The 23084-nt window shown below is 58.7% G+C and carries 15 protein-coding genes; 8 read left to right on the top strand and 7 right to left on the bottom strand.

Annotation, left to right across the window (positions count from 1 at the left end; genetic code table 11):
- Positions 1-12 precede the first annotated feature (12 nt).
- Both AB0O97_RS06905 and AB0O97_RS06900 read right to left on the bottom strand, forming a co-directional pair.
- Positions 13-261, bottom strand: coding sequence for a helix-turn-helix domain-containing protein (locus AB0O97_RS06905; protein WP_363881239.1), 249 nt, complete (start codon positions 259-261; stop codon positions 13-15).
- Positions 262-369: 108 nt separating this feature from the next.
- The gene (locus tag AB0O97_RS06900) at positions 370-639 is read right to left on the bottom strand and encodes a hypothetical protein (RefSeq protein ID WP_363881237.1); all 270 of its coding nucleotides are present in this window, start codon (positions 637-639) and stop codon (positions 370-372) included.
- Between the two features lie 57 nt (positions 640-696).
- Here AB0O97_RS06900 and AB0O97_RS06895 point away from each other — a divergent pair, with 57 nt between their 5' ends.
- The 3 genes from AB0O97_RS06895 to AB0O97_RS06885 all read left to right on the top strand — a co-directional run bounded on the left by AB0O97_RS06895 (position 697) and on the right by AB0O97_RS06885 (position 3210).
- A complete protein-coding gene (locus AB0O97_RS06895; RefSeq protein ID WP_363881235.1) occupies positions 697-1470 on the top strand; it encodes a TraM recognition domain-containing protein in 774 nt (257 codons plus the stop codon).
- Between the two features lie 12 nt (positions 1471-1482).
- Entirely contained in the window at positions 1483-1968 is a 486-nt protein-coding gene (locus AB0O97_RS06890; RefSeq protein WP_363881233.1) for a hypothetical protein, read from the top strand.
- A gap of 90 nt (positions 1969-2058) precedes the next feature.
- Complete coding sequence (locus tag AB0O97_RS06885; protein WP_363881231.1) at positions 2059-3210, top strand: ArdC family protein; 1152 nt, start codon at positions 2059-2061, stop codon at positions 3208-3210.
- A gap of 56 nt (positions 3211-3266) precedes the next feature.
- On the opposite strand, the gene AB0O97_RS06880 is transcribed toward AB0O97_RS06885, so the two are convergent.
- From AB0O97_RS06880 to AB0O97_RS06860, 5 genes are all read right to left on the bottom strand, one after another.
- The gene (locus AB0O97_RS06880) at positions 3267-4769 is read right to left on the bottom strand and encodes a TniB family NTP-binding protein (protein ID WP_363881229.1); all 1503 of its coding nucleotides are present in this window, start codon (positions 4767-4769) and stop codon (positions 3267-3269) included.
- A 343-nt stretch (positions 4770-5112) separates the two neighbouring features.
- Positions 5113-5625 carry a hypothetical protein gene (locus AB0O97_RS06875; protein ID WP_363881227.1) on the bottom strand — a complete coding sequence of 171 codons (513 nt, stop codon included), beginning with the start codon at positions 5623-5625 and terminating at the stop codon, positions 5113-5115.
- A gap of 29 nt (positions 5626-5654) precedes the next feature.
- Positions 5655-9206, bottom strand: a complete 3552-nt coding sequence (gene mobF, locus AB0O97_RS06870; protein WP_363881225.1) for a MobF family relaxase — start codon at positions 9204-9206, stop codon at positions 5655-5657.
- On the bottom strand, positions 9203-9574 hold the full coding sequence (locus tag AB0O97_RS06865) for a hypothetical protein (protein WP_363881223.1): 372 nt from the start codon (positions 9572-9574) through the stop codon (positions 9203-9205). Before AB0O97_RS06865 ends, mobF begins: the two co-directional genes overlap by 4 nt.
- 557 nt (positions 9575-10131) lie before the next feature.
- Positions 10132-11208 carry a DNA cytosine methyltransferase gene (locus AB0O97_RS06860; RefSeq protein ID WP_363881256.1) on the bottom strand — a complete coding sequence of 359 codons (1077 nt, stop codon included), beginning with the start codon at positions 11206-11208 and terminating at the stop codon, positions 10132-10134.
- 160 nt (positions 11209-11368) lie between these two features.
- On the opposite strand from AB0O97_RS06860, the gene AB0O97_RS06855 reads away from it, so the two are divergent.
- Genes AB0O97_RS06855 through AB0O97_RS06835 form a run of 5 tightly spaced genes read left to right on the top strand, consistent with a single transcriptional unit; the run spans position 11369 to position 23074 of the window.
- Positions 11369-14191 (top strand): DUF1156 domain-containing protein, encoded by a 2823-nt coding sequence (locus AB0O97_RS06855; protein WP_363881221.1) that lies wholly within the window; start codon positions 11369-11371, stop codon positions 14189-14191.
- A gap of 10 nt (positions 14192-14201) precedes the next feature.
- Positions 14202-17582, top strand: coding sequence for a Swt1 family HEPN domain-containing protein (locus tag AB0O97_RS06850; RefSeq protein ID WP_363881219.1), 3381 nt, complete (start codon positions 14202-14204; stop codon positions 17580-17582).
- On the top strand, positions 17582-19108 hold the full coding sequence (locus AB0O97_RS06845) for an ATP-binding protein (RefSeq protein WP_363881217.1): 1527 nt from the start codon (positions 17582-17584) through the stop codon (positions 19106-19108). The genes AB0O97_RS06850 and AB0O97_RS06845 overlap by 1 nt, the downstream gene beginning before the upstream one ends.
- On the top strand, positions 19095-20075 hold the full coding sequence (locus tag AB0O97_RS06840; protein WP_363881215.1) for a PD-(D/E)XK motif protein: 981 nt from the start codon (positions 19095-19097) through the stop codon (positions 20073-20075). Before AB0O97_RS06845 ends, AB0O97_RS06840 begins: the two co-directional genes overlap by 14 nt.
- Positions 20072-23074 (top strand): Z1 domain-containing protein, encoded by a 3003-nt coding sequence (locus AB0O97_RS06835; protein ID WP_363881213.1) that lies wholly within the window; start codon positions 20072-20074, stop codon positions 23072-23074. Before AB0O97_RS06840 ends, AB0O97_RS06835 begins: the two co-directional genes overlap by 4 nt.
- Positions 23075-23084: the final 10 nt, after the last annotated feature.

Below are 23084 nucleotides of genomic sequence, written 5' to 3'. Positions count from 1 at the left end.
AATTCTCGTCGATCATTGATGTGGCGCCTCTGTGCATGAGGCGCTGAAGCCTTCGGCATGGTCTGCGAGCCATTCTTCGAATTCGGAACGGTCGATCCTGAGCAGCTTGCCGAATCGGTACGCCGGTGGCGCGACGTGCCTAGCGCGCCACTGGTAGAAGGTCTGCTTCGGGATTCGCAATTCATCGCAGACCTCTTGAGGCGACAGCCAACGATGGGTGTCGCGGGAAGTTGTGGATTCGGGAGCGCGTTGGATGGTCATGGCGGGTTCTCCTTTGACTTGGCTGTCTATGTCCAGTGACGGGACCGTCGAAGATCAGCTTTTGCTGTTCATGGGAAATCGCCTGACCTACGACGTAGTCGTCACCCTCTACTCGTCCGCAGTTCCCATTTCCTGCGCTGCGACGGCCAGTGCGTCCTGCAACTGCCGAATGTCCACAGTGAAACGGTTGGGCCCACGCCGAGTTGCGGGAAGAGAGTGGCAAACAAGACGAAGTCGCTGCAACTCCCAGAGCTGGCGGCGGATGACGCTGGGCCGAACTGCCAAGGTCCGGCTGATGCTCGGCACATCGAGCGGGCGGCTTCTATTCAACAGACGCAACAGCTTGGTGTTGGCTGGCGTGAACAGCGTTTTCGACATGACAGGAACCATCTTCTGCCACCTCCTCGGCGGACGGGATCTGTTGTACATGTCCAAATGATCATTTTACGCCCCGATGCATCCACGTCGGAAGAGGGCCGGGCAACCATTAACAAGGAAATGGATTCCCGCACCGCCACGGCGAGGGCCATTGTCGAGTCAGGGGTGCACAACATGTCTGAACATCCACAAATAGCAGCCTTTCGCCAGGCAGCAGGCTTACTCAGATGCGAACGGTATTGGGTGCGCAACGAGGACGAAGAATTGGAACTTCTGAGGACGTTCATGACGTTACTGAGGGAGGTTTCATACCATCTGGATGCGATGCAGGCACTCGATCCGGAGGGTCTGGCGGTGGTGCTCTCGGACGGCGGAGGGATCGGCATTTCCACCATCGTCGTGCTCCAATCCCTGTCCCAGGCGCGTTCCGGGTGGTCTATTGATGAGGCAGCGACTATTTGGGACGCGGCCATCATCAAGGTCATCTTCGGCGGCGGGTCCGACGAACGGGACCTGCGCGCCCTGGCAGGGCTGATTGGCGAACGGAGCACCACGGTAAACACCCGGTCGTGGTCATCCCAGGGACGGCAGGACGGTGAACAAATTAGAGAGTCGCCAGTCATCCCGCTACACGAGATCCGAAGGCTTCCGGTAGGAACAGCGATCATGTTGGGCCGGCGCACCCGCCCGATCCTGCTGGATCTCACGGAATGGCACAAGCGCAAGGACGCCGCTCAGCTGGGAATCTCCAAGGAAGAAACAGAGCGTGAGCTCGCAGCCGGCCACCGGCTGCGACAGGCAGCCAGCCTGAATACTGATGTGGAAAGTTGAAAGGAGACAACGATGGACGAGGAAGAGTCCTTTGAATACACAGTCGGCGGGGGAGCAGAGGATGAGTTTGCCGCCATGCTGTTCGGGTCCACCGAAGGGCGGCGCTCCAACAGGATTCCCGTGACCTACAGGTGGCGGGACATGGACCCCCGGACTGCTGAAGCGGTTTGGAAGCATCTTGGCCAATGGGTCCAGTGGCTCGTGGACACCTACCATCTGCCCACCTCCGTGATCCCAGATTGTTGGTGGAAGCACAGTGACATGGTTGCCGAGTTGTATGGGCTGCAGCGTGCCGAGCAGGCTTCCTACACCGAGGACGACGGCGGCTTCGGTCCCATCACGTTCCACGAGCGGCTGACGTCCAGCATCGAACGCATGCGCGAGCACACGAGGACGGCAGGATGTGTGGGGCTGCAGGCCCACAGGGCGCCCGCGCGAAGGACGTTGCCGCCGGACGGTCCTGGACATTCGAGCTGGACCCCTGATTCGGACAGTTGAGGTATCACCATGTTGTTCAGGGTTCTGGGCACCATGAACTTGTATCCGGTGTGAAGGCACCAAGCGGATGTGATTGTGGAGGCAGTGGCAATGAGTGCAGAATCGTTGGATTCGGATCTTGAATTGGGCAATGGCGTCGCCGGGCCATACCTGGCGCCACCTCCGAGTCATCTGGCACCGGCAGAAAGAGTCGAAGCGCTGACCCAGGGACTCGTTGACCTCCTGAACCAGGCGGTCAACGAGCCCTGGCGATGGCAAAAGCTCCTCGACAACTCAGCCACACTGTGGCGGTATTCCGGTGGAAACGCCGCCATGCTCATGGCACAGATGCAGGAACGCGGGAAGGAGCCTCCCACTTTGGTTGCCGGCTATAAAGAATGGCAACGTCATGGCCGATACGTACTCAAGGGCGAGCATGCGCTCTGGGTCATCGCACCGATAACTGCCAGGGCAGATTCAAACGAAGACGCTCAGCTGGCGAAGCCGCAAACCCCCACCAAGCCAGGCGAGATTGTGGACCGTAGCCTGACTCACATCATTGGTTGGCGGGGCCAGGCTGTCTTCGACGTGTCCCAGACCGAGGGAGAGCCACTGTTGGTTCCACGCGGAAATGCCGAGCATGCGGTGGATCCTAATTTAGACCATGAAGAATTATGGACATCATTGGTTGCAATTGCAGCTGGCCACGGATTCGCCGTGGAAGTCGCTGCCAGCCAACATTCTCTGGCCAGCGGATACACGAACTTCACTTCACACCAGATCAGCATCGGGGAATGGCTCGAGAGGGAAGCCAGAGTTGCAGTGCTCGCTCACGAACTCGGCCATGTCATGCTCCACGGTCCCGATGACGTTCTCGGTCAGCTGTACGGCAGCAGTGCCGAGCACCGTGGACTGGCAGAGGTCGAAGCCGAGTCCGTCGCGTACACCGTGCTGAAGGCTTACGGCATCGACCGTGGGCCCCAATCATCCAGCTACCTGGCTGGCTGGGCCGACGCCGTTATTGCAGCCGAAGCAGACTCCATCGTTTCTCCAACCGCCGGCTGCAAACTGTTGTCCCGGACCGACATCGCCAAATCTGTCCTCGGCCGTGTGACATCCGCTTCCAAGTCCATTCTCGAGCTTGCGAATCCTGATGACCTCGGCGGACGGATTGTCGCTGTCACAATTCAACTACATCGGAGGGACTTTTCTAATTCTACTGGCGTTGGACCCACACGATTTGGAGAGTTGCCAATGATGTGAGGATTGTTTGAGGATCGTTTATTTCCTTCAAACAGCCGGTCTGTCCATTGGAGGACTTAGTCCTCTTGCCACCACCGCAGTGCAAATGCATAAAGCGGGTCTACGATGCGCACGGTTGAACTTGGCCCAGAGTCTTCGTACTCGAGAACAGGCTCAACGCCTGAATCGTCGTCTCCGGAAGTGGAATGATCTTCGTCTTCGAATCTCGGATCCTGGTCTAGGGGCTGGCGTGCGATCGCGTGGAGTTGCTTGAGCTTCGCCGTAGTCTCCCCGGACCTCGGGGTTGTCGGCTGCTGGGTTAGGAGAGACGAGACTTCGTCATGGATCTGATCCCTTAGCAAGTCCATTTTAGGAAGTAGTGCACGAAATGCGACACGAATTAATTCGTATCCATCGAGTTCTTGGTTGTCCCGGGTCTTGTACGCAAGGCGACCTCTTCGTTCTTGGGGACCGCGCTTAAGTTTTTGCAGCCACCGAATTTCAGCGCCCATCCGGTTTAGCCCACGGGTATAGAACTCGCCCCAAGATCCCTGAGGTGCAGCTAGCGTAGCGGGTTCGGGTTGCCGTATGAGGTACAGATTTTCCTTGCAGAGTTGCAAAGAAAGTCTTTGCATCAGCTGGGGGCTGCCAAAGCTGTTAGCTGCCAATTCGCTTGCAAAATTATTTGGGTCAGTCACTTGCAGCTTTGCGAAACCATCAACTGCGATCTTTACAAGATCCTCATGATCCCATTTTTTTACCTCGACATAGGCGAATCTTCCGCCCATGTTTGGCACAAGCGACGAGAGCCGGTGGGCGCGGTGCGTTGCGGTAATAACCACAGCTCGGCCGCCTCTATCAATGAGGCCTTTCAAAGCGGCCATGACTTTTCGCTGCTCCGACCTCGGCATGAAGTGAAAGTCATCGATAATCAGGGCCCGGCCACTATTCAAGAGAATGCTCTGAATTACGAGAAATCTGTCATCCTCAACTGATTTTCCCTTCTCACTTCCTCGCGTGTGCGCGAGGTCTGCTTTCGCAGACAGTCGACCTCGCGTGTTAATTAACATGCCCGTTACACCAGCCGACGTCGTGGTGCTTACCTTGGTAGCATGGGACCGCCCAGTGTAGGCCGATGCTTCTGTGATTGCTTTGGCCCAAAGAGATTCAGCGGTGTCAACGTCTCCTCGGATGTACAGACCTTTGGGCATCAGACTGGTAACCATCACGGACTTACCAGCCTTGGTTGGTCCATAGACTGAAAGTAGACCGGTCCCATGGTCACGGTATCTGCTGACTAGGTCTTCCTGTGTACTTCGTTTCTGGTAGTTGTACTTGGGAGTACCAGTCGTTGGGAACACTTCTTCCGCCGTGATCGAGCTATTTCCCCTTTTCTTGGCCAAATGGGAGGCGAGCCTGCGGGCTATAAGATAGCTTCCCACGCCGCAAATTAGAGCGATTCCAACTCTCCACGTAGAGGCTACCGTGCCATTGAATAAGGGTGTGGTGAAAAAAGCAACTACCGCAATTATCGCACCCGCGAGTGGTGGAAGTATTTTGGATGACCTCTGAATTCCCATGTACGGATTCTATTCGGTCTAGATTGATCTTTTGAAATCGTCGTGTGAGATGGCCCTGTGTTAAATGATCCCGAGTGGGTAGACGACTGGAGGGCTCATGCGCGGAAGACGAACGTCCTTTCGACGCGTGTACTGGTTGGTGTCCGCTGACGAGGAAGCATGAATGAACACCTGCGACTACCGGGATGAAGGCCACAATCGATCCGTCATTACTTCTAACACTAAGGTCAAGAATCCACTATGCGTCTCCGATAGCGGCGAAGTTGTACCCGGCCATGAAGTTGGTGACACTTTAGGGCTTGCGGCATGGAATGCAGCCCGCAACTCCTCGGAGACGGCATCCTTAGCGGCAGGGTGCTACGGCGTGGCAGTCTGCTTCAGCGATCCAGTAAGTTGGCGGCCAGGGCTGGCCTACGTGAACTTGGGCTGGATCGGGGGAAATGAGAATGACGGAACCCGGCCAATAGGTTCCACCCTTACCTTCGATCCAGGCAGGTTGTTCATAACCAAACTGATCCCAGTTGATGGTCACCCAAGCTCCGGTCGGTTGTACTTCTTGGACGCTGAGGACCGTCACTTCAGTTGTTGTCCCACTGGCCATGCGGGCTGTTTCAAACTGCTGCCATAGTGACCGGGCGTTTACGTCCCAGGCCCGAGCATGGCGTACTTTGAATACCCAACGCAGAGCCAGCACTGCCAAGAGCGCAACGAATGTCGTAGCGATTGTTGTCAGCCATGGTGGCGCTGGCCAGTTCGCGAGGGTTGCCGGAACCAAATAGAGCGTGCACAGGCCAACTAGGACGCTCCAAATGATGAGCGGAGCTGTCGTAACTGATGGTCTGATCATTGGGTTCATGACCGCACAACTTCCTTTCGACTTCCAGCTTAGAGCGTGGGTCCGACATGGATAAGGGGTTGGCGCATAATTGGTGCAGGCAGGGCAGGCGCGCCCTGTTCCAACGAACTAGATGGGCCTTCCCGCAACGACTGAATAAGCCGCTGCAGGGACACTCGCTGCTCGGACTGCTCCCACTCATAGCTAGCAGGAACTGGACCAAGCAGATCTGTAGAAGTGGTGATTTCCCAGCGGTCACGGAAGATTGCAACCTCGCCGACAGCGGTGGCCCAGCGGTCGGGCCTGACCGTAGACCCTAGAATTCTTTCCAACTCCTGGATCCACGGAGATCCAACACTCAGGGCCTCCCTGGACACTCGGTCGCGGCGGTTGATAGTGCGGGCGCGTACCTGGCTGATCATGTCCGCAAGGTCCGCGCGCTCGGTGAAGAGCGCCTCGTCAAGGACGTCTGGGGAAGCCTCCAACGGGCCGTTGTTGACCGCCTGCAGAAGTCGTACATGAACCACTGCCATGTCGTCCTGGGCGTCGCCAGGATGCTTCAGAGCGCCTTCCAGAACCCGCCGCGCAGCAGCTGGGCTGTTAGCTGCAGCTCGTCGCCAGATGGCTACACCAGCGCCCCAGGAAGGCGATTCCTGAAGGTGAGTGACGACGTCGGGCATCACTCTTGAGATGGCCGAGGTTAGGCTGTCAGCTGCGGCCAGCTGGGCGAGGTAGTCGTATTCGGCAGCAAGTCGCTGGAGGGTGTCACCCTTGGCGATTTCCGCCGCGCGTACTTCGTGTGCGGTGCGTTCGGCTCCTTCAGCGGCCAGGACTTCGCCGAGGATCTGTCGCCAACTGGCGGTTGGTCCGCCCGCTTGCGGTTCGTCAAGGGCGGGGTTGGTCTCACACACATAGGCGGTGTTGCTGTTGCGGCCGCGGGTCATGCCGACGTAGAACAGCTCGCGGGTGAGGCAGCCTTGCGTCAGGACGATGTGGCTGGTGTCCACGGTGATGCCCTGGGAGCGGTGAGCGGTGGTTGCATAGCCGAGCTCTGCGGAGGTGCCGAGATACACGTGGCTGAGTCTGATGGTGGCTCCGGTGTCCACACGGCGGGCGGTGATGGTCCCGTCCCTGTGTGGCCGCTTCGTGATACGCAGAAGGGTGCCGTTGCGCAGGTATTCACCGTTGCTATCGATCAACCTTCGGTTGTTCTTGCGGGCGATGATGGTGTCACCGTGGCCCGCGGTCAGGCTGTCGGCGAGGGTGACGGTGTGCTCGGCATCGACGCGGCCCGATTCGACCAGTTCGGCGTGGGCGCGCTCGTTCAGGGTGGTTACGGCGTCGTTGTCGGGGGCGATGAGGAGGGTTGACTTGCCGTCGCGCTGGTCGTTGGCCCAGCCGCGGTAGGCGTTCTCGACCATGTCAGCGAAGTCGCCGTGCTGGAAGCGTCCATGTGTGGCGTAGAGGTCGATGGCGTCGATGTTGCCTTCGCGTAGCTGCAACGATGCGGGACCTTCCCATTTGTTGGTGAAGCGGTGGATGCTGGTTAACTCGATAGCTTTGCCGTCACGGTGCAGCCACCCGAGCATGCCGCCGGCATCGATGGCGTCGAGCTGGGCGGGGTCGCCGACCAGCAGGAGTTTGGCGCCTGCATCTCGCGCTTGGTGGACCAGGCCAGCGAGTTGGACAGTGGAGAGCATGGACGCTTCGTCGATGATGACGAGCTGGTCCTTCCTGAACTGCCACAGGGACTGCTGAAGGGACAGGTGCGCAAGCTGTGATGAGACGGCCGTGTGACTGGTTCGCGGCATTGACTCCAGTAAGCGGAACCGGTCGGCACGGTTACCTGCTCCCTGACCGGCACTTTCGTAGAGCCATTTGGCGACGTTCTCGACGATAATTCCGAGCTCTTTTGCCAGGACTTCCGCGCTCGCGGCCGCTGGAGCAAGTCCGACGACGCTGCCCTCACCATGGGCGTGTTCCCACGCAGCCTTGATGGCTGCCATGGTGGTGGTTTTTCCGGAACCGGCGGGACCAACAATGGCATCGAGCCTATTGCCGCTGGCGAGGATCGTTTCCGCTGCGACGTGCTGGTCTGGAGCAAGTGCGTAGTCATCGCAGTGCCGGTATGTGGCCAGCTGCGCGCGGGCTTCAGTCACAAGCATGACTGGCCCGTCGCCGTCGAGCCTTGCGTCCATGACGAATTGTTCATTGGCCAGCGTGCTTGTGTCGGTGTAGAGACGGGCTCCGGGGAAGTCGAAGACGGTACGGCCGGCAAAGGCGAGGTCAGCTGCAGCATTTACCGGGAGGGTGTAGCGATTGCTATTGAGGGGGACTGATTGGGACTCTGCAGCTGTGGTGACGGTGTCGATCAGGAATCGGCGGTCTGCGGGGGAGTGGCAGCGGATACTGGCGCAGATGCGCTCGGCCTCGGCGAGGAGGTTCCAGCGGTTCCACGAGGTTCGCCTCCTTGCAGTGGCTTCACGAGTGAGGATAGCTGCGGCTTTGACCCAGTCGACGGAAAGATCGGCCGAACGGACGGGCCGTTGCTGGGAACGGTTAATGGCACCCTCAACGACAGCTTTCGGATTCTTTCCGGTAGCCGCCGCGCGCTCGTACCACTCGGCGCGCAGCTCGCTTAAGGGTCTGGGTGATTTGTCCTTGGCTTGGCGCGTGGACAGGGTGGCCATCTGTCGGAGCTTTATGACGGTGGTGGCGCTGGGCTCTTTGCCGTGCTCGACGCGCCAGGTTGCGACCAACTTCTCTGCTTCGGCATCAATTAGTCGGGAGCGGTTGGAGAACTCATTGACGAGGGCAGCATCGATGCCTGAAAGCTCGTGGCTGGGATTTCTTTGTGCTGCCGCTGGCGGGCGAAAGCCGGTTTCTGTTCCTAAATTGCGTTGAAGTTCGTCGAACAGCAGTCCGTTGTAGTGTTCGCTGGCAGCGACGACGGCTTTGTACAGTGTGCGGGAGTCGATGGTGGTCCATGCTCCGTCGCTGAGTCGTTGGACCCTGTTCGCAATGACCAGATGGGTGTGGAGCTGGGGATCGCCAGCGGGTGATTCCCAATGGTCAAAGGCGGCCGCTATGGCTCCTCTGGTGCCAACGTGGGCGACTCCGCCACGGCCTGTTCGGGTATGAATAGCTTCATCCTCAAGCCAAGCGAGAACCGTGGACACCGCACGGTGGTGGGCTTCCAGGATTTGCCCCTGGATTTCTTTGCCGCCGAGAGCCCAGAGCACCGAGACGGATTTGGGGACACTGAACGTCAGGTCGAATCCGGAGACTGCGTGACGTTGCTGTTCTTCTCCATTGCGGAAAGCGACAGTGGTTTGTCCATGGGGTCGGCCGAGGACCACTTTCGTATCGGGATGTGCGGCGTGGGTGAAGACGAATTTCGCCTCAGCCACAGTTACGGGTTGTCCTGGTTTCCTCGCAATGCCTTCCAATCCATGGCCGAGCCAACGACCCTGTGGAGTGCCGTTCTTGATGTAGTAGCTAGTGGCATCTGTGGGCGGGCCGGGGAGGTCATCCTGCATGGTTGTCTTGAGCAGGTATTTCAGACCCGCGTCTGCCGTCAGCCGGGCAATCGAAACAGTCATGGCTTGGGCACCAAAGTATCGGTCCTCCAGCCGCGTCGTTGGAAGATTTCCTTGGTGGCCTTGTCCAAGGGCAGGCCCAGCCGAGACGATAGCTCGAAGAGCCGACCGGCGATCTGTGAGAGTTCCTGAACGTAGGCGTGCTGGTCATGGAGTAGCCGTGCATTCTCGAGTTGGAGCTCGGTGACCTGTGCCTTCAACTCGGGAAGTTCGCACGCAATGTCCACATTGATCGTAGCCAAGTCACGCAGTCTCGCCTGGAGGCGTTCGAAGTCCCGCTCGTGGCGGTCGGATTCCTGCTGGATCTGGTCCTTGCTCGCGTCGCGAATCTCAGATATTTGATGCTGGAATCTGGCAGAGGCCGTCGCCATAGCACCGCGGTGTTGAGCCTCCACGGCTGCGAGCTGTGATCGGTGCGACTGGATGACACCGGGCCGCTGGCGTGCGTACCATTCGTGGTTGCGATGCCTATGAGAGCACGCAGGAGAGCAATACTGCTGGGTGATCTGACGTGGCTGAAAAGTTGTGCCACATTGCCTGCACGTCTGGGTCGTATTCATACCCATTCATGGGGCTGAACGGGCTTTACAACATGGAGGGCCGTCCGATTTCAATCGGACGGCCCGGGCCTTGGGTGCAAGACGTGTGACGTTGCGAGGGTTTGACTGTCTCGAAAGGATTCTTGGCGGTAGGGCCATCCGCAGGAACTGTTGCACAGTTTGGACGCACTCGCGACAAGGACAACCTGAAAAGGGTCAATTCTCAAGGGCCAGCAAATTGGGCAAGCATCATCATTCTCTCCCTTGTTGGCGATGAATGTGTCGAGACAATCGTCGCCAACAGGGGATGCTGCCGCCCGGTCCAAGAAAGCCAGGCAGTCGATCACCAGGACCCGCGGACAGCTATATCAAATGGCCCATACTGGGCGCTATCGAAACTGAGACAATAATTGCTTTCCAATAGCCTTGCCGAGGGGGATAGGCACAGCATTGCCGATTTGGCGCGCGATTGAAGTTTTCGACCCGATGAACTGATGGTCGGCGGGGAACCCCTGAAGGAGTGCGGCTTCGTAGTGCGTGATTGCTCGCATAACTTTTGGATCCGGGTGCAGGTATCGGCCCTTCTCGGGCTTGAAGAATTCCGTCCGGATAGTTACGGAAGGTTTGTCGTTGTGTAGTCTGCCCATGACGTCGCCAGAGCCAGTTTTGTGTTTCTTCCAGCATTCTGACAAGAGCTCGACAGGTATATCAAAGCGATTGCCGCCCGCGGGGATCTTTGAGAAACGCTTGAGCGATTGCTCTGTATAACGACGCCCCAGATGAAGCTCCCGTGAGACGAAGGGCCCCGCAAACGTCTTCCCCGCGAACTCGATTGAACGGTCTTCTGGCAAGTCAAGGCCGTCCACTGCGTTCGTCACTCCAGCGAATACATCACCCACTGTTCGATGCACCTCGTGCGTCGGTTCCGGAAAACCGGGAAATTCAAGATCACGCCTGTGGCCGATAATCACGGCTCGTTTGCGTGCTTGCGGGGCGCCGAAGTCTGCTGCGTTGAGAATCTTATGCTGGAACGCGTAGTCCTTGAGCGAACCGGTTTCGGTGAGCGCAGTGAATTCGAGAAACTGCGGTGAGGCAGCGAAAGCTGCAACGTTTTCGACGACGAAATATTTTGGGCGTAAACGCACGATGGCCTCAGCGTAGTGCTGCCAAAGAGTGTTGCGTACGTCCTCGGCATCCTGCTTGCCGAGAGTGGAAAAACCCTGGCATGGAGGGCCACCAACAATGATGTCAACGTGAGCTGGCATCTCGACTGTCTTGAGCCAGTCCTGGATTGAGCCAGCGAAAACGATTCCCTCGCCAAACGTTGCCTCGTAGGAAGCGGCCGCAGCGAGGTCCATTTCAACGGCGGCGACGCTCTTGAACCTTGAGGACGCCTGATGGAAGCCAGCAGTGAGACCGCCGGCACCCGCGAAGAGGTCGAGGACTCGAATCTGGCTACGTTTCATGATCTCCAATCATAGGAGAAGGATCCGACACTATCGAACTTGCCTACCGCCCACGGGCGATTGGTGGTTTCACGTAGGATGCTAAGGAGATGATGGTTTTGCCGCGGCCCAGCTTGTGCCGTGTGGGGACGCCTCGCGGCGCAGTGAATTTTGGGATGGAATGGCAAAAAAGAAGCTCATCGAAGTGGCTCTGCCGCTCGATGCTATCAACAAGCAGTCGGCCCGTGAGAAGTCGATCCGGCACGGACACCCGTCCACGATGCACATGTGGTGGGCGCGCCGGCCTCTGGCGACGGCTCGCGCAGTACTTTTCGCGCAGCTCGTCGACGATCCAAGCGAGAATGCTGCTGACTATCTCGACGAGGCGAAGCGTCGTGACGAGCACGACGTCGACGCTTACGTCGAACGGCGAGTCGCCGCTGAGCGTGCCCGGCTTTTCGAACTGATTGAGAGGATGGTCGACTGGGACAACCTCAATGATGAGGCTCTCTTTGATCAAGTGCGCGCCGAGATTATGAGGTCCACTAACGGCAATCCTCCAGCCATCCTTGACCCATTCGCTGGCGGCGGGACCATCCCGCTTGAGGCGCAGAGGCTAGGCCTCGAGGCGCACGCGAGTGACCTGAACCCGGTCGCCGTCCTGATCAACAAGGCACTCATCGAGATCCCCCCGAAGTTCGCGGGCCGTCCGCCAGTGTTTCCTCACGCGGCCGAGAGCCGCATGCTTGGCTGGCAGAAAGCCGCCGGTCTGGCCGAAGATGTCCGCCGGTACGGTGCATGGATGCGCGACGAGGCGGAACGCCGGATAGGGCATCTGTACCCTCAGGCGACTCTTTCCGATGGTTCCAAGGCAACCGTCATTGCCTGGATATGGGCGCGGACGGTGACGTGTCCCAACCCGGCCTGTGGCATCGAGATGCCGCTGGTTCGGTCATGGTGGCTCGGGAAAAAGAAGGGCAAGGAAGCCTACGTGGTGCCGTCCATAGTTGATGGCCACGTCGAGTTCACGGTCGGTCACGACCCGAAGCAAGGCCCAACCAAGGAAAACGACGGCACAGTTGGGAGGACGGGGGCCATGTGTGTTTCTTGCGGAGCCGCGACGTCCCTCCCAGCGTTGCGGAAGCAAGGAATTGACGGTCAGATCGGTACACGATTGATGGCCATCGTGGCAGAGGGCCACAGAAAGCGCATTTACCTAGGACCAAATGCAGAGCATTCATCAGCAGCGGATGCGATCATGCCAACTGATATTCCTAGCGGGGCCATCGCACTGAATGCTCGCTGGTTCTCTCCACCCGCGTTCGGAATGACCGAATTTTCCGATCTTTTCACGATCCGGCAGATAACGGCGCTCACAACCTTCAGCGACCTCGTGGGTGAGGCGCGCGAACGAGTCCTTGCGGATGCTGCCAATGCAGGCCTTCCGGAGGGCGAACGCCTTGAACAGGGTGGGGCCGGTGCAGCTGCCTACGCCGATGCCGTTGCCACATATCTAGGGCTGGGAGTGAGCCGAACAGCCGATCTCGGCAATGCACTCGCGACGTGGTCAAGTTCCAGAGACCAGACTCGGAACTTGTTTGCGCGGCAGGCGATGCCTATGGCCTGGGACTTCGTTGAAGTGTCGCCGTTCGCTGATGCCGCTGGCGATGTAGGTGTTGCACTAGATTCGATAGCAAGAGCGATGGAACGACTTCCCGCTTCACGGCCAGGCGAGGTTCAACAAGCAGACGCCGCATCTAGGACGATGAAAAACGCGGTCATCTCGACTGACCCGCCCTACTATGACAACATTGGCTACTCTGACTTGTCGGATTTTTTTTACGTGTGGCTGCGCCGGTCCCTTAAAGAAGTCATGCCAAGCTTGCTCTCTACGATGTTGGTGCCAAAAGTCGAGGAGCTTGTCGCAAATCCTTATAGGCACAATGGTGCCGATGGTGCTCGCAAATTCTTCGAAAATGGATTTGAGCATGTTTTCGAGCATGCGCGAACCCATGCCTCTCACGACTACCCCATCGCGGTTTACTATGCGTTCAAGCAGTCAGAGCTGGAGGCAGAGGGCACCGCGTCAACCGGTTGGGAAACGATCCTTGGCGGAATGCTTCGGGCGGGCTGGCAAATAACGGCCACTTGGCCCGTGCGATCGGAACGGACCGGTCGCATGATCAGCATCGGCACCAACGCCCTTGCCTCTTCGATCGTCTTGGCACTCCGGCCTCGCCCGGACGAGGCGCCGATCATTGACCGTCGCGGGCTGCTTACTGAGCTGCGTGCATCCTTGCCGGAGTCGTTGCGTGTTCTCCAACAGGGTGGCATTGCGCCGGTTGATTTGGCCCAAGCGGCCATTGGTCCGGGGATGGGTATTTTCTCGAAATATTCGAAAGTACTCGAACCCAATGGTGAGTCGATGAGTGTTCGCGATGCGCTGCGCGCCATCAATTCCATCCTTGATGAAGTGCTCTCTGAACAGGAAGGTGACTTCGACGGCGACACTCGCTGGTGCGTAGCATGGTTTGAGACGCATGGATTCGAAGTCTCGAACTATGGGGACGCCGAAACTCTCGCTAATGCGAAGAACGCTTCGGTCTCCGGGCTGGTCCGCGCTGGTGTGCTCTCATCGGGCGGGGGCAAAGTCAAACTTTTCGAGCCTGCTGAGCTCCCGGACGGCTACGATCCCAGAAAGGACGACCGAATCTCGCTGTGGGAGGTTGTCCTACATATGGCGAAGGCACTCGATGAGACGGGGCTCGACGATGCTGGCCGCATTCTCGCCCAGGCCGAGGGGCGTGGCTTGGACATGTCCGCGGCCCACGAACTGGCATACAGACTGTATGCGATCAGCGAGAAACGTGGCCTGACGAAGCCCGGCATATTGTTCAATGGTCTCGGTTCTGCCTGGCTGGAGGTGCGCACGGCCGCGAATGCCGCGTCCTCAGCACAGCCGGTCGCGGTCGCCGACCAATTCGACTTTGATACTCTGCTCTGAAAGACAGGCAATGGCTCTCTCAAACATCGACCGGGTCGGCGCAGCCCTTGACGTCCTGGCCCAAACACTCGAACCCTTCATCGACAGGGTGCTGTCTCCACACCTTCCCGCCGAGGTAAGCGACTGGACACGCATCCTGGCGGTCAAAGACGGCATCCCGGGCAAAGAGTATTCTCCCAATGATCCGCAGACACAGCTCCGTGCCCTCACCGAGCCGCTCGGCAGCCTAGGGTATGTGTTCAATGGCGTGCTGTCGCGGGGCGAACAGAATCTTGCAAGTGAGCTCCGCGGTGTGCGTGACAGCTGGGCACACCGGAAATTGTTCGGAGCCGATGACACTTATCGGGCACTTGACACGATCGAACGCTTGTTGCGCGCAGTCGGTGCGGCTGCAGCCGCCGACGCTGTCCGCAAGTCGCGGCTTGATGTCCAGAGAGCGACCTACGCCGAAGAGACGCGGCGCGACACCCGCGCAGCATCGAGAATGCCGGAATTGGGCACAACAGACCTACTGCCGTGGCGAGAGGTCCTCAAACCGCATGCTGATATCGCCTCCAACGACTTCGCACGCGCCGAATTCGCGGCCGACCTCCACCAGGTCTCAACCGGCGCCGAGGAATCAGCGGACTACAACGACCCCGTCGAGTTCTTCGCCCGCACCTACCTGACCGACGGCCTTAAGGCACTGCTCACGCTTGCTGTGAAGCGGGTCGGTGGAGACCTTAACGCTGCACCCGTCATCAACTTGCAAACCACCTTCGGCGGAGGAAAGACTCACTCCATGCTCGCCGTCTGGCACCTCTTCAGCGGACGCCAGCTCACGGACTATCCCCAGGGTGTGCAAAGCCTGCTCGCAGGCCTCGACACGGCAGTCATCCAGCGGTCGATCAAGCGGGTGGCCATTGTCGGTAACGAGCTGTCGCCCGGGCAGAGCTGGCAGAAAGCCGACGGTACAGTCATTCGAACCCTTTGGGGTGAATTGGCCTGGCAACTCGGAGGTGCCGAAGGCTATGCCATGGTGGCAGATTCAGACCTTACCGGCACGAATCCCGGCACTGCGCTGCGGGATGTTCTTACAAAGTACTCTCCAGCACTGATTCTCATTGACGAATGGGTCGCCTACGCCCGTGGGCTCTATGGAGACGACAGCCTCGTAGGAGGCACATTCGAAACCCAGTTCACCTTTGCCCAACTACTGACCGAGGCGGTGAAAGCAGTCCCTGGAACGTTGCTGCTCGTCTCGATTCCGGCCTCCGATGTGCGCCGAGACGGAGATGCCCCGGTGGCCTCCGACCTTGAAGTCGGAGGCGCCAACGGGCGGGCTGCCTTGGAACGGCTGCAGAACGTGGTCTCCCGTGTCGCCCAGAATTGGACGCCTGCCTCAAGCACGGAGTCCTTCGAGATCGTCAAGCGCCGCCTGTTTCAGGAACCAGATGCCAACGCGCAACGAACGATTGACGCCACGGTGGAGCGGTTCTTCGACTTCTACATCAAGAACATCGGCGAACTGCCGCGTGAGACCAAGGACCCCGATTACAAGGCTCGTCTGCGTGCCGCATTCCCCATTCACCCTGAGCTGTTCGACCGACTCTACGGGGACTGGTCCACGTTGGAGCGCTTCCAGCGGACCCGCGGTGTCCTGCGCCTCATGAGTGCGGTGGTGCATGCCCTCTATTCCGCTGGCGACGACTCACCACTCATCATGCCGGGTTCCATGCCGCTCGACTCCGCCGCGGTGCGGGACGAGATCACTGGCTATCTCGATGACGCCTGGAAAGCAATCATCGACAAGGACGTTGACGGAGCTCAGTCGACATCGGTGCAGATCGACAGGGAGAAGGAACTGTTCGGCCGGCGGGCACTGACACGCCGGATCGCCCGGGCCACGTTTATGGGGTCGGCTGCCACCCTGCAGAGCCAGCACAAAGGTATCGAACGTAAACGTGTTTTCCTAGGCGTCGCCATGCCCGGTGACACCATTGGCAACTTCGGATCTGCAATGGGCCTCCTCGGCGACCGTTCCACCTATCTCTACACCGACAGGGACCGCTACTGGTTCGACCGCCAGCCATCACTGAACCGCAAAGTGGCTGAGCGCGCCGACGCCTACAGCCAGACTGACGTATGGGCTGCCGTCGTCGACCGGCTGCGCAAGACAGAACCCCGGCAGATCCCTGAGTTCCCCGATATTCTCATCGCCCCCTCCGACACAACCGAGGTAGTTGAAGCCGACCAAGCACGTCTGGTCATTGCGCACCCCGAGTTCACGCATGAAAACAAGGCCAAGGGATCGACCGCACGCGGATACGCTGAAGAGCTCGTAATGAAGAGGGGCATGGCGCCCCGGATCAATGCCAATACTGTTGTGGTGCTTGCCGCCGACGGGACACGCTGGCCTGAACTCGAGTCGGCCGTCCGCCAGCACCTGGCGTGGACGGAAATCTTGCGGGACAAAGATTCCCTGGATCTCACCCAGGGGCAAGTCGCCGAGGCCGGCCGCAGAATCGACAGCCTCAACCAAACCGTCATCCAGCGGATCAGAGAGACCTGGATTTGGACGCTGTACCCGGAACAGATGGACGGTAGTCAACCGTTCCGAATCGCCGCTGCCAAGGCTGACGGTGCGAGCAACTCGATCGCCCGTCATGCGGGGGAGCGCCTGCACAAGACAGACGTGGTGATCGTGCAGTCCTCACCCCAATCGCTTGTGCTCGAGCTCCGGAACCACCTGCGCAGCAAGTGGAACGACGGAAGAATTAGTATCGGTGAGCTGTGGGAATACCACGCCCGTTACCCCTACCTGGCCCGGTTCCGCGACAAGCAGGTGCTGCTCGACGCCGTTGGCGCTGTCTTTAATGACCCAGCTTGGGCAGAAGTCGGCTTTGCCGTTGCCGAGGGGTACGACGCAGGGACCGGGGACTTTGTCGGACTGCTTATCCCGCTGGAAGATGCCTCACCCCACCTCATCACCGACTCAATGCTCTTGGTGAGCCCCGCGCTGGCGTCTTCGCAGCGTGCGAGGGAGACGGCAGTGGCCTTCGCTGCTGAGCCAAGCCCGGGGATCATTGACAGGGGAGCCGATTTTACGGGGCAGGTCTCCACCCCGGGGGCCGAAAGTACAGTGCCGACAGGAGTGGCGCCGTCTTCCATTCCCAATGCCCGGTACAAAGGGTCCATCGAATTAAAGCCAACAGGGGACCTTGCCGCGCAACTAAAATTGATTGCTGAGGAACTCCTGGTGCACCTGCAGGCAGCCGACCCTGACACCCTGGAGATTCACCTAGCCATCGATGCCGGCCGCCGCGCCGGTTTCGGCGATGCCGTGGTGCGAACCGTCCGGGAGAACGGGACGAACCTGGGACTTGGCACGAACAAATTCGAGTCAATCTGATGGCAGTCTCAGGTCCTCGCATAACGGCTGTCCGTGACGTGCCCCCGGACCCGTCAATTGCTTCGGCAGTGGGAAGAAGCCATACGTTTGAGACGGCTATCGCCGATCTGGTCGACAACAGCATTGATGCGAACGCCACCCAGGTGCTGTTGCGATTTTTGGAACAAAAGGGGGCTGTCGTTGGCCTGCGTCTGATTGACAACGGCAATGGCATGGATGGGACCCGGCTCGATGACGCCATGACATTCGCTCGTAAGCGTGATTACGACGCAGGCGCTTTGGGACACTTCGGACTGGGATTGAAAGCTGCTTCCCTCAGCCAAGCCGACATTCTGCGTGTCTATTCGAAGATGGTGGGCGCCCAGCCCGCCGGGCGTGTGATCACTGCCGATAAGCCCACCCAGGTGGCAGACATGGATGGATCCGACGTCCAGGAATACCTCAGCACATACCATGCTGACTTGATCCAGAATTGCGGAACCGTGGTCGAATGGGACGCGCCACGAACTTTCCTTAGCAGTTTGGACGCAGGGGACCAATCGAGATGGATTGACGAGCGCATCACGGCAGTCATGGCGCATCTTGGCATCGTGTTCCATCGCAAGATTGCCACACGCAAAGTCGAAATCACAGTCGATGTTTTTGACGTGGATTTAGAGTATTCCGGGGTGACACGGACCGTATCAGCCATTGATCCATTCAAGTACGTACCCTTGGTGAACGACGCCTATCCCGCCGCGCTTCGGGCCAAACTCGGCGAATCCGAGGTGACGGGCATCGCGCACATATGGCCCGCTGCACAATCCGGAAGTCCTGAATTTCGCCTCTGTGGACGTCCTGGCGTATTGGCCCAAGGCTTCTATTTCTACCGGAATGATCGGCTACTGCAGATGGGCGGGTGGAACACGCTCTCCGTGGCGAAGCCCGAACTCGAATATGCACGTGTTTCGATCGATATCACCGATGATCTTGAACCCCACGTCACCATGAACCCGGAAAAGTCCGGGCTGGAGCTGGGAGGCGACTTCAAACAAGCACTGCTGGGTGCCGTCATTGGTGGCTCGTCATCCTTGGCGGATTATCTGGGCCGAGCGAGCGGTGTCCGCAGTGAATCACGCCACTACGTGAAGCGTCCTGTGGAACTGGTTGAACTGGGACGCGGGTTCAGTGGCGACATGCTCGATGCGTTCTCGGGCACTGTGGGATTCCACGATTCCGGCACTGTCGATGTCCGGTGGCGCGTGGAGCTTTCCGAGGCCCCGTTTGAAATTGATCTGGAATCGCGCACCATCTGGCTCAACGAGCAGTACCGCGACATCATTGCCGGAACGGGCAGCATGGACGCCGTTGATGCACCGTTCGTGAAGACTTTGTTGGTACTCGTCTTCTCTAAGTACTTTGAGGGATCGCACTTGGGTTCACGGGAAAAGTCAGAAATCCTGGCATGGCAGCAGCTGTTGACTGCGGCACTGCGGGACGAGATCGCCCAGCAGGCGCAGAAAATGGGGAATCATGGCGATGCCTGAGCGCGAGCACCTTTCGCCGGATACGGTAGAGGACTACTTCAAATCTGGTGTGGCGGCAGCTTTTCAGATGGGAACAGCTGTTGAATCCGTCCTAGAGATTGATCCGTCGCGCCAGGAAATGCGATTGATCAGTCCCGCGCAGGGGAGCGAACCAGACGTCGCCGCCTACGAGCGAATCGCGGTCGAACGCACCAGTCTGATCGGCAGGCCGGGGGACTGGTACCAGCTGACTGTGGATGCGACAAGCATGCACTACGAGGCGTACGTTCTGATAGAGTCCATTGTCGACCAATTGGAAGGCGGGGCCTCGTTCCGTCACGCGGTCTCGGAGTCTTTGTCCGGTTTCAAGGATCTCCTGTCTGGCCGACGGCGTATGTCTGATGAGAAAGAAACCGGGCTGATTGGTGAGCTATTGGTCCTCCATCATGCCCTTGGCCGGCTTGGGGAAGATACGGCAGTCGGAGCGTGGTTGGGTCCACTGTCCGAAGAGCATGACTTCGGATTCGAAGACTTTGATGCAGAGGTGAAAACAACTCGCTCAGAGGCACGGGTTCATGTGATTGGGAGTGAGTCCCAGCTCCAACCTGTGCCCGGGCGCCCGTTGTATCTCGTGTCTGTGCAGATCACCCTCGCTGGTGCCGCTGCGGAGGGATTCACCCTGCCAGCACTGATTTCCCTGATCCGCACAGGGCTCGACCGGTCACGCCGGGCCTTCGATGCGGCATTGGAACGACTCGGGTGGAAGGACGCCGACGCCGATCTGTACCGCACGAAATATCAGCTTCGATCGACTCCGCGGACGTACTTGGTTGACTTGGCTTTCCCGGCCATTACTGGACCTCGGCTCGACGAGGTTGTGCCGCAGCGCGTGCTTGTCAGTGGTGTCTCGTATCGTATTGATGTGAGCCATCTTCCCTTCGTGGCCCCTCCGGCGCCGCTCGATGACTATTGCGAGGACCATGCATGAGCCCTTTTGAACCAGATCTCGAAACTGCCATTCGTGCCGCTTTCGACGGCATGCGGGAGGTGGGGCCAGCAAGGTTGCTTTCTCGGGTGAATGTGTGGCTTGAGGAAGTTGACCTGGAAGCCGTGGAGCCTCAAGTCGTCGCCGCGATCGTGGAAGGGGACGGCAATGCGCCAGCACGGAAGGCAGCTCACATGTGCCTGGCCAAGTGGGACGCGCAGGCAGACGCGCCTTGGGCAGACGATACTGAACCACAAACCACATTTCGTCGCATCCGCATCTTCGACAAGCTCGGTCTCAGCACGACCAGTCGTGAAGTCCTGGATGGGGCATTCCCTAGCGTTGCGCAGCGAGACATCGTGATCGCGAATCCCGGGCCCTGGGACCCCTGGTACACGGCAAAGCGAAAGACGGACCACGACTTCTACTGGAACGCCTACCGAGGCGTGCTTGAGCGCAGCGGATGGAAACCAGAAGCCATCGCCAACCTGGACGAATCAACTTCCGACATCGTCGGGCGACTCTCAGATCCTGCCGGAGAAACGTCATACCAGTCGAAGGGCCTCGTCGTTGGTTACGTGCAGAGCGGAAAGACTGCAAATTTCACAGGCATCACCGCCAAAGCGATCGACGCCGGATACCGTTTGATCATTGTGCTCACTGGCACCATCGAGCTACTTCGCGGCCAGACACAGCGCCGACTCGACCGCGAACTCGTCGGCGAGGAAAATATTCTCGGTGGCCGGGATCGTAACAATGCCGATGCCGTTCGAGGTGTCGACTACATCGGGGACGGAGACTCTGACTGGCTCGACGGTAAGTTCCTCAAACACGGCATCGACATCAATTCGCAGCCCGACATTCCGGCCATCAAGCGCCTCACCACAGCATCCGGTGACTACAAGGCATTGAAGGCTGGCCTTGACACGCTGGATTACCGCCGTGCAGGGGAACTGAAGGATCCCCACAAGCCTTTGTACGACCCTGTAAACCTCTTCGGTGCAGACGTGCGTTTGGCCGTCGTGAAGAAGAACAAGACCGTACTGGAGAAGCTGCTCCGCGACCTTCATGACGTGCATGCGTCGCTCAAGGAGATCCCCGTCCTGATCATCGACGACGAGGCTGATCAGGCGTCCGTCAACACCACGAACCCGAACCGGGGTAAGACGGCTGAAGACAAACAGCGGACAGCGATAAACAAGCTCATCTCGCAGATTTTGAGCGAAATGCCGAGGGCTCAGTACATCGGATACACGGCAACACCATTCGCCAACGTTTTTGTCTCCCCGGACGACTCAGAGGATATCTTTCCACGCGATTTCATCGTCGCGCTGGAACCATCGTCTGAGTACATGGGCGGCAAACAATTTCACGATCTTGAGCCGCTCCCGGACGACGGGCCCATCGACGCGTCGAATTCCAACGCTGTCGCATTCATGCGCAGCCTCTACGCGAACAACGACGACGATGAGCGTGAAGAAATACGCTCAGCGCTGGACGCGTTCGTGCTATCCGGTGCCATCAAATTATGGCGCGCCGAGAACACTCCTAATCTGTCATTCCGTCACCACACCATGCTTGCCCACGAGTCGGTGAAGCAAAGCGAGCACAAGGACCTCGCTGAGCTGATCCGCGATGTGTGGAAGACGTCCCAATTCAATCGTGCGGAAGGCATGGACCGTCTTCGTAAACTCTACTCCGGGGATTTCCTTGAGGTTCATCGGTCCCGCAACGACTGGGGTGCAGACATGCCGCAGGAATTCGATGCGCTCAAGAAACACATTGGCGCCGCCATCGATCTGATAATGGTGGCTGGCGATCCCGTCGTTATTGTCAACGGGTCGAAGGAAAGCGACTACAAGGCGATGGACTTCGCCACAGGGCGCTATTGGCGGGTCATGGTGGGAGGCGCGAAGCTCAGCCGAGGGTTCACCGTCGAGGGCCTTACCGTCACCTACTACCGCAGGCGTGCTGCCGCTGCGGACACACTCATGCAGATGGGACGCTGGTTTGGTTACAGGCTAGGCTACCGAGACCTGGTGCGCCTCTACATTGCCCGGGACGTCGTTGACGCACGTGGCAAGTCCTACGACTTGTACGACGCCTTTACAGCCATCATCCAGGACGAGGAAGCATTTCGTTCTCAGTTGCGCACATTCTCCAAAATGGACGAGGACGGCAGACCGGAAGTGCGTCCCATCGATGTTCCTCCACTCGTCTTCCAGCAGCTCCCTTGGCTCAAACCCACAGGGGCGAACAAAATGTACAACGCAGAATTGGACTTCGAAGGAGATGGTGGGCAACTTCGCGATTTTCCGCGGCAGATTGATCGTGGTGACGGTTCGGCCAACGTGGCCCATTTCCAAGCGGTTCGGAGTTGGCTCGACCTCAGAAGCACACTGAAAACGTTTGAATACGTTGAAAAAACAAGCCTTAAGTCAAAGACGTTTGAGGGCCGAGTTGCTTTAGTATCCGCGAAAGACATGTATAACGCCTTGGACGCCTTCCGTTGGACTAGTGGCTACTCATTTGCCCCGACACTCCGGTTTATGAAACAAGCCATGGACAAAGGTCAATTAGTTGACTGGGCAGTCGTTTTCCCTGAACTTCAGGGGATCCAACAGCGGACGGTCGACGGTGTCGACGTGCAGTTGCTTAGCAGAAGCCGGCGTGGAGACCGCGGGGGCTTCTCAGGCAGTTCATTCCGACAGAGGGCGGCAGTGGAGCACATTGCAGGCAACCTGAAGAAAGAAGGAGGGCCCGAAGCTTCAGGGCTCTACACGCCGACCCGAGGCGCCATGCTCCTGACTTTTGCTGCAGATCCTGTGTCAACGGCCAAGGCAGATCGCGATCCCGACAACCTACTCGATCCAATCAATCTGCAGGATGTGGCCACCCTGTTTTCTCTTGCGGTTCCATATAAGTCTGCGCCCAGAGGTCGCATTGGTTTCCGCGTCGTCGACAAGTCACGAGGAGAATCGGCCATCGTCGACGCAGTCTGAGAAGGACGGA

This window comes from Specibacter sp. NPDC078692 (assembly GCF_040686835.1).
Lineage (GTDB): Bacteria > Actinomycetota > Actinomycetes > Actinomycetales > Micrococcaceae > Specibacter.
Note: the sequence above shows the minus strand (reverse complement) of the source record. Positions and strands in the feature narration are given on the sequence as shown.